This window comes from Micromonospora sp. M42, from assembly GCF_000568915.1.
Taxonomy (GTDB): domain Bacteria; phylum Actinomycetota; class Actinomycetes; order Mycobacteriales; family Micromonosporaceae; genus Micromonospora; species Micromonospora chalcea.
Map to the genome: position 1 here is coordinate 1 of NZ_KK037236.1, position 8,065 is coordinate 8,065.

2 protein-coding genes and 1 pseudogene are annotated in these 8,065 nt (G+C 63.9%); 1 reads left to right on the forward strand and 2 read right to left on the reverse strand.

Annotated features, from left to right (window positions below):
• Positions 1-710, forward strand: a pseudogene (locus MCBG_RS32225) (IS5 family transposase); the annotation flags it as partial.
• A gap of 21 nt (positions 711-731) precedes the next feature.
• Here the strand turns inward: MCBG_RS32225 and MCBG_RS30760 are convergent.
• Both MCBG_RS30760 and MCBG_RS30765 read right to left on the reverse strand, forming a co-directional pair.
• A complete protein-coding gene (locus tag MCBG_RS30760; RefSeq protein ID WP_008745850.1) occupies positions 732-1,013 on the reverse strand; it encodes a hypothetical protein in 282 nt (93 codons plus the stop codon).
• A gap of 468 nt (positions 1,014-1,481) precedes the next feature.
• Positions 1,482-7,901: a polymorphic toxin-type HINT domain-containing protein gene (locus MCBG_RS30765; RefSeq protein ID WP_223201481.1), complete on the reverse strand. Its 6,420-nt coding sequence runs from the start codon at positions 7,899-7,901 to the stop codon at positions 1,482-1,484.
• Positions 7,902-8,065 lie beyond the last annotated feature (164 nt).

Here is an 8,065-nt window from a genome sequence, read left to right on the forward strand (position 1 = left end):
CGGCGGCGGCATGGGGACCGGGAGGTGCTCGCCGCGATCATGTTCGTGGCCACTTCCGGCTGCACTTGGCGGCAGACGCCGGAGGTGTTCGGGCCGTCATGGTCGACGGTGTATCGGCGGTTCACCGAGTGGAGTAGAGCCCGCCTCTGGGCCAAGCTCCACCGCCTAGTGCTGGACGAACTCGGCGCGAGGGGCGAGCTGGACTGGTCCCGGTGTGCGATCGACTCGGTGAACATGCGGGCGACGAAAGGGGGGACCTGACAGGCCCGAATCCCGTAGATCGCGGTAAGAAGGGCTCAAAGATCCACTTGATCACCGATCGGACCGGTTTGCCCCTGTCGATCGGCATCTCCGCCGCGAACACCCACGACAGCCTCGGACTTGAACCCCTCGTGCGCGGGATCCCGCCAATCCGCTCCCGTCGCGGACCCAGGCGACGTAGGCCCGCCAAACTCCATGCGGATAAGGGCTACGACTACGACCACCTGCGCCGATGGCTCCGCAGCCGTAACATCGTGCCGCGTATCGCCCGCAGGGGCATCGAGTCCCCCGCCCGACTGGGGCGACACCGCTGGACCGTTGAGCGCACGGCGAGTTGGCTTGGTGGCTGCCGCCGCCTCCATCGCCGCTATGAACGTAAGCCCGAGCACTTCCTCGCCTTCGCCGGGATCGCAGCCACGCTCATCTGTTACCGCCGGCTCACGCCGTGACGCACGTACCGATCGCCCAGATCAGCGCCACTGTGGCGGGATGTTCTGCATCTGTTTCAGCAGGTCCCAACCCTCGCGCTTGTGCTTGCGCTCCTCCGACGGGCTGCCCCACGGGGCGCCATGTCCCACCCAGTATCCGCGGTAGTTGCGCAGGCCCATGACGCTGGCGTCCCCGACATCGGGCTCGTTGTCGCAGCAGGGACAGATGGCAGCCTCATTCGGCCAGCCACCCTCCCAGAACACCTCACCCTCAAAACCACAGACCCGGCAGACAGTCTCCGTCTCGTCCTCTGCGCTCGTCACGTCCGCAGCCTAACGATCACCGCCAAATGCAACGACGTCTTAGGCGGACTGACGACGGCAACGACAAACCAATCACCGCAGCCATCGTCCACTGACGTTGCCGTCGAGCATGACATTAGCCCCACCAGAGGCAATTTCGGTGGGACTAATGCACGTCTATCTCTATTTCCTACTCCCCTACAAAGCGGAGAAATCGATGGGGTCGCAGCAGACACTCATGACACAGCATCACCAGCTTGTCTGCGAATTCTGCTGACATGATTTCCGGATTGGATCTCGTTTCGGAAATCTCTTCCAGCAAGGAATTCACTTGGAGCCGGTTCAGCACTGTATCCCCATACGGATCCAAGTGGCCGAGGATCGGATACCTTTTACGATCCACACCGCTGAGAACTGGGTCAAACCCTGAATCCGCTACAGCTGATGCCACAAGATCCCCTTTACCTGATCGCACGTCGACCCTAATCATCAGGGGTCCAAGTCGCGCGGGAGTCCTGGATGCATGGTGATCAATTCTCCGTCCCTACCATCACGAACGATCGTGTAGGTCTTCGTGGGGAGACCGCGCCTATCGGACCCCACTATATTTTTTCCTGTAACGAAGTACCGAATGTTCCCCGTATCGGCCTGATAGCGGCCGATCTGACCGGCACTCCCGGCAGCCAACTCCCCGAGATCTACGCCATCCTCAAACAGAGACTTCGTTGCATCCGCCTCGGCACCACCTCGCGTATGGCGAGGACGGACGTGATCTTCGATGGAGTAGACATCCTCGGCGCAGCCACCGCTGTTGTGAACCAATACCGGCGTAGCCCCCGCCAGCACATAGTACGTGTGCGTGCGGTCGACCGTGAGATCGTAGGTGCGCTGAGTACGCAGGTAATGGCGCGTCTCAACGACCTGGACCGACGAGCCCGTCGGCGTGATCAGTGTATCTCCGGCAACCAGGTTGGCGGCATCGACCCAGGCGTGACGATTAGGAGACCAGAACGGGTGATTGTCGGTTGACGTGATCTCGTCTTCTTCACCGGCAGCACGTATGGTCAGTCTTGTGAATTCTTTGTCGTCATTGGTGATGATGGTAGCAATGACTCGACGCTTGTGCGTTTTACCGGTTTCAGGATCAGTCGCCAGTACTTCATCCCCTACCTTGACGTCTTGAATTTGCCGCTTTTCAGCGTTAGCCAGTTCGACTTGCGTTCCCTCGGTGAAGCTGTGACAGGGGCCAGGCTTCCCAATACCCTTGCCCATCCGGCCAAGGCCGTCAGCCAGCAGAATCGGAATTGATTCAACAGCGTCGCGCATCGAGTCTTGGGCGCCCTCGGCGACATCACACTTCTTGGCGTGCTCCATGCAGTAGCTCTTAGCTACTTGGTACGCCTTCTCGAAGTCATGGGTATCGAGCCAGATCGTCCAGGCTTGCTTGCAGGCTTCGGCCCCGTAGCACGCATAAGATGAGCGGTTATCGATGGTCTTGTCGCCGGCCCCGGTGGGGGTATCCCAGAAACCTGTCCCTCGAATGTGGGAGCCGTATTCTTCCCAGGACATGAGCATTGTCTGGCGGTCTTCTGCGGAATCCAACTCGGGGAGCTCGGGCATGGGGTGGAGCTCTCCCTTGCCGACTGGCTGATCGGCCCGGGGGAGACCCTTCTGGGGCGCCTGTCCGTATATGTGGGAACAGTAATAGCAGCCGCCCCCGCCCTTGGTGAGTCCTCCCCGAGGGACGCCTACACCGGTACGCGGTTTGCCGGTCTGTTTCGGGTGGGGTTCGCTGTGCCCTGTGCCGTCGTCCAGCCATTCGCCGCTCGGGTCCGAGTGGGTGACGGGGTTGTTGTTGCTGTAGGTGTAGCCGTTGATCTGTTGTGGGTCGGTGAGGTCCATGATCGGATCGACGCTGATAAAGCGGCCCGTCTGGGGGTCGTACTCGCGGGCCCCGAGGTGCTGGAGTCCTGTTTCCTCGGTGTCGTCGGTGCCGCCCACGAAGCCCTTGGTGCCGGGCCAGTTGTCGGGGGTCGTGCCGCGTGGTTGCCCGAAGGGGGTGGTGCGGCGTTGCTGGACGGCGAGGCTGTTGGCCTGGACGGCGAGTTGGCCGGTGCCTTGGTGGTCGGGGATGGTGTAGCTGATGGTTCCGTCGTCGGCCTGGATGGCGGTGACGCCGCCCAGGTCGGTGTAGCGGGTGGCCTTCGCCTTCGTGGCGTCCTTGGCCAGCGTCAGTTCAGTGCTGCCGAGGTAGAGCGTGGTCTCGGTGGGGGTACGGGCGATGAGGCGGTTGCCGCCAGCGTCGTAGAGGTACGACGTGGTCTTGCCGTCGTCATCGGTGACGGAGGCGAGGTGATCCTCGGCGTCCCATTTGAGGGTCTGGCCGGGGCGTTTGTCGGTGTTACCGGCGTCGTCGTAGTGGTACTCGTCGAGGCGCTGCCCGGCGGGGCCGGTGGTTTTCGCGCTCGTGAGCGTGTGGGGACGGGTATCGCCCGGGGCTGGGTAGGTGTAATCCGTTGTGGTGTCCGCCAGGCCCTGTTCGCTGGCGGTGTGCTGGATCTGGGTCTTCCGGTTGCCGGTCTCGTCGTACTTGAAGGTCTGCCAGTACGGGGCCGGTCCCCCGAGCATCGCGACAGCGGGGCTTCCCGCGCAGGTCGTCGTGCCCTGTGCCCACGCCTCGGTGAGTCTGCCGAGGTAGTCGTAGATGTAGCACTGGTTGTCAGTACCGGTGCGGGAGACGTCGGTGACCGAGGTGATGTTGCCGGCCTCGTCGTAGTGGTAGGTGGCGGAGCGGTCGACGCCGGGCTGCTGGTTGCGCTGGACGGTCTGGTTGGCGAGGCGGCGTGTGCCGTGTTCGTAGGTGTTCTTGATCTGTGTGTTCGTCGTCGAGCTGCCGGTCGGGCCGACGGTCAGTGTGTCCAGCTGCCCGATGTAGTTGTGGGTCAGGGCGGCCTGGACGCCGGCGGTGCCGACTGTCTTGGGCCACAGCAGGTCGTCGTCGTAGGAATTGACTACAGATGCTGTGGGCAGCGAGCCCGCAACCGGGTAGCTCGTCTGGCTGACCAGACCGGAAGGCAGGTAGGTGGTGAGCGAACGGTAGGTGCCGGCGAGCCCTTCCTCCCCCTTGACCGACGGGATGGTCACGGCGTTCTGAGTCGCCCGGCCCTGTGCGTCGTACTTGAGGACTTGCGAGGTGTATTTGTTGCCGTTGTCCACGCGGGTGGACTGCGTGAGCTGCCCCTTGCCGTACTGGAGCGAGTCGTACGCCCACTGGGCATGCAACGTCCCGGTCGCTGTGCCCTCGCGGAGCTCGGTCTGCCTGCCGAGCCCGTCGTAGGCGTAGTACAGGCTGGTTTTCCTGGCGTCCGTCGTGTGGTCGATCTGGTTACGGTCGTTGTAGACCGTGGTGTTCGTCCCCTTGTCGGGGTCGGTGCTGCTGGTCTGCCTGCCCAATTGGTCGTACGTGTACGTCCAGCTGTTTCCGGCGGGGTCGGTGACCTTGGAGAGTTGTCCGCGTGCGTCGTAGCTGTAACGGGTGGTGTCGAAGGCGGCGTTGATGTCGCGTGTCTTGAGCTGCCGCAGTTCCGTGGTGCGACCGCGGGCGTCGTTGATGGTCGTGGTCGCGGTAGCTCCGGCGGGCGGGATGACGGTTGTGCGGTCGCCGCCGTAGATGGTCTTCGTCGTGCTCACGACGGTGCTGTGGTCCGCGTCACCGGCGATCAGCTGGGACTGGGTGGCACGTCCAAGCCCGTCGTAGACGGTATGGGTCTGCGACTCCACGGAGAGCGCGTCTCCTGGGCTGAACAGGCTGGAGGAGGGGCCACCGGTGGTGTAGTAGGAGTCGAAGCTTTTCTCGACCAGTCCTCGCTCGTCGTAAAAAGTGTCCGCGACGATCATGCCACCCTCGGGACCTGGAGACTGCGTCTGCCGCGGACGCAGAAGGCCGTCGTAGAGCGTGTAGCTGGGCCTGGTCGGACCACCCTGGTTGTTCAGGGTCACCTGACTGACCGCAGTCGGCTTCCCTTCGGCGATCTCATACGTGTACGCGTAGTCCGGCCGGTCCGTACGGTGCCGTCCAGGCACCCACATCTTCGTGGTACGGCCAAGCGCGTCGTACTCCGTGTACGAGTCGACACCGTTGGCATTGGTGGACGTGACTGGCAGCCCACGCAACGGGTCGAGGGCCTGGGTGGTGGTCAGGCTCGTGGAGGCGTCTCCCGCCTTGGCGGGCGGAGACGTCGTCTTGATCTGGGTCGGGAAGCCGGCCGCGGGGGTGTACGCCGTCGTCGTGGTCTGCCCGTCCGTCCGCGCGGAACGCGCCGGCGTTCCCGTCCCGTCCACAGTGACATTTGCGGACAGGTCCGTCGCGGTGAGTGCGCGACCGTAGGCGTCGTAGGTGGCCTCCCCTTCCAGGTAGGTGGCTTTAGTTCCCGCGTATGACTTCAGCGTCGCCACCCGGGTCGCGTCGCCCTTGGTGGGCGCGGCCCCGTAAGCGCCGCCGTCGTAGGCGGTGCGTACATCGGAGACGACGTCTTTTGTTCGGTCGATCGTCGCTGTGCACGCCTTCGACAGCGTCTCAACACGCGCGGGATAGGCGAGCACGTTGTTATCGCCGTTGGCCGTGTACGTGGTCAGGGCACAGATGTCGTCATCGGGTGTACTCGTGTCGCCAAGGTCGTTGACCTTGACTGGCCGCCCGGCGACGGTGTCGTACGTGGTCTCGAGCTTCTTCGTGCGCCACTTGGCACCTGCCCCGTCGTCCAGGGAGGTCCACTCCACGGCCTCTGCAGTGGCCATGAGGTTCGCGGTGACGGTGCCCCAGTCGCGTACCTTCTTGGCCATTTCGTGGTGCCACGGACGAGTGATCGTCTTGGCTAGGATTTTCCCGCCGGACTTGTCGTACGTCACCGTCTTGTAGGTGAAACCCGCGTACGCGTCGAGGTCCGTGATCGCGTCGCCCTCACCGCTGCCGAGCGTGACGCTGATGGCCTTGGTGCCGCCAGTGGTGTCCTTGCGGTCTCCGTCCATGCCCCGCAGGAAGTACGTGTCGGCCTGCGACTTCATGCCGTCGCTGCCACCGGCCAGCACGCGGGTCTGCCCGTACCCGCGCCACTGGTCCCAGGTGCGGTACTTCTTCCTGGTCAGCCCGTCGGAGTCGTTGTAGTGCCATGCGGCCGGGCCCAGGTACTCGTAGCGCGTGACCATATCCACCGCACCGCCAGTGCGGTCGGAAGCCGTCACCTGGGTGGTGACGTACTTGTTGAACCACTGCACCGCGGTAGTTGTCGAGTCCGGGTCCTGGTCCAGGTAGACCGGGTAGCAGCGCGTCGTGTTCGTCTCCGGCTTCGGCAAAGCCGAAGCGTCACAGGAGGGCTCGGAGTAAAGGACCTCCACATGGCTGCCGGTCTCGCCGTCGATCGTGGAGAGTCGGGACTTGATGAAGGGGGCGTAGCCGTCGCCCGTCTTGTCGAGCCGGTTGGCGAGCTGGTCGTACGCGAAGGTGGTCTTCGGCAGCGTGATCGCCGGGCTCGCGGCCTGACCCGTGTGCTGGATGCTGTCGAGCAGCAGCTGGTAGTCGGTGTCAGCCATGCCCCACTTGTGGGTCAACGCCCAACTGTCGACCTTGCCGTACGCGCCGTCCGATTTGAGAACCTGCGTGCTGACACCGGTCAGCCGCTTGCGAGTCCAGAACGAGGGGGACAGCCGTCCCTGGTCACATTTGGCGCCCGAGTCGCAGTTGAGGTCCCACGGCGTGTCGTACCAGTAGGTCGACTTGTCCTTGATCGTGGACGCCTCGCAGGTCACACCGGACTGCGGGAGGCATCGCTCAGCAGTGGAGAAGACGACCTGCGCGAGAGGCTTCGCACCGTAGATCTTGTCCGACTTCAGCCCGTAGTCGATGCGGTCCAGGAAACCGCCGCGCGTGTACGTAGTGTTGTCGTCGGCCTTGAGGTTACGGCCGTAGCTATTGGCTTCCTTCGTGTAGTGGTACGTCATCGCGTTACCGTGCGGATCGACGACGTAGTCCAGGTTCCAGCGCCAGCCCTGTGCGCAATAGGAGGAGGCGAAGTCGTCCTTGTGGCAGGGCTCGCCGGCGTTGTTGCCGAAGACCGGCACCGTCCACACCGAGTTCGTGACTTCATTACCCGACCTGTAGCCGGGTAGGCGGTTATAGCCGTAGTAGTAGCGCGTGCCGTCCGGGGTAGTCAGCCGCCAGTACTCGCCGTCCGCGTCGCCGTTGGCGAGCCCGGTGTCGTGCAGCCGGTCGATGCGGGTGCCGTCGTCCTGCTGGAGCTTGAAGGAGTCCGCTCCGGTCGGGACGAGTTCGCCGCCCTTGCCGTTGAACGACAGGAACGCATTGTCGTAGGCCCAGCACTGATCACCCGGCCGCGCACCGTCGGCGTTCTTCTTCTCACCGTCGTCCGCACACGGCTTGTAACGGCGCTCGATCGAACCAGTACTGAGGTCGAAGCCGTCACCGATGAAGGAGCTCTGGTTGTTGGTATTGGAGGTCCGCCCGTCGATCGAGCCGGAGGAATAACCCAAGTTCAGGCTCGGCGCCAGGCCCCCCGGAACAGCGGGCGTAGTGAAGTCGTAAGTCCAACTGAAATCGCCGGAGTTGAGGTTGGTGTTCCACGAGGCCGCGTCTGAGAGCGAGGTGGCCTTGTAGTCGCCTTTCTCCCCACCTGCGTCCGCCTCAGCAGCGAGGACGATCGGGCCGGAAGCCGACAGGGGCACCGCAGCGGCCGAAACGGACTTCGCCGCGGTGTCGTTGCGCGATGCGACGGGCGTCGCAGTACGGCAAGTGTCCTTCTCGGGGCTGGTCAGCACACACGCCGGGTAGGAGACGAGGTGGAGACGGGAGGCGTAGGAGCCGCCGTAGGCGCCGACGAAGGAGGAGTAGTCCACGCCGACGGAGACCGCACTGGCCTTGTCCGATCCCGCGCCCTCACCGGCCCGAGGGGCGAGGGTGAACAGGAGGCCCTTGACCCCGGCCCTCTCGGTACGGGCCTGGCTGATGACCTCAGTCTCGATCGTGCCCTCGGCAGGGGTTGACGTCGTGTCGGCCTTCG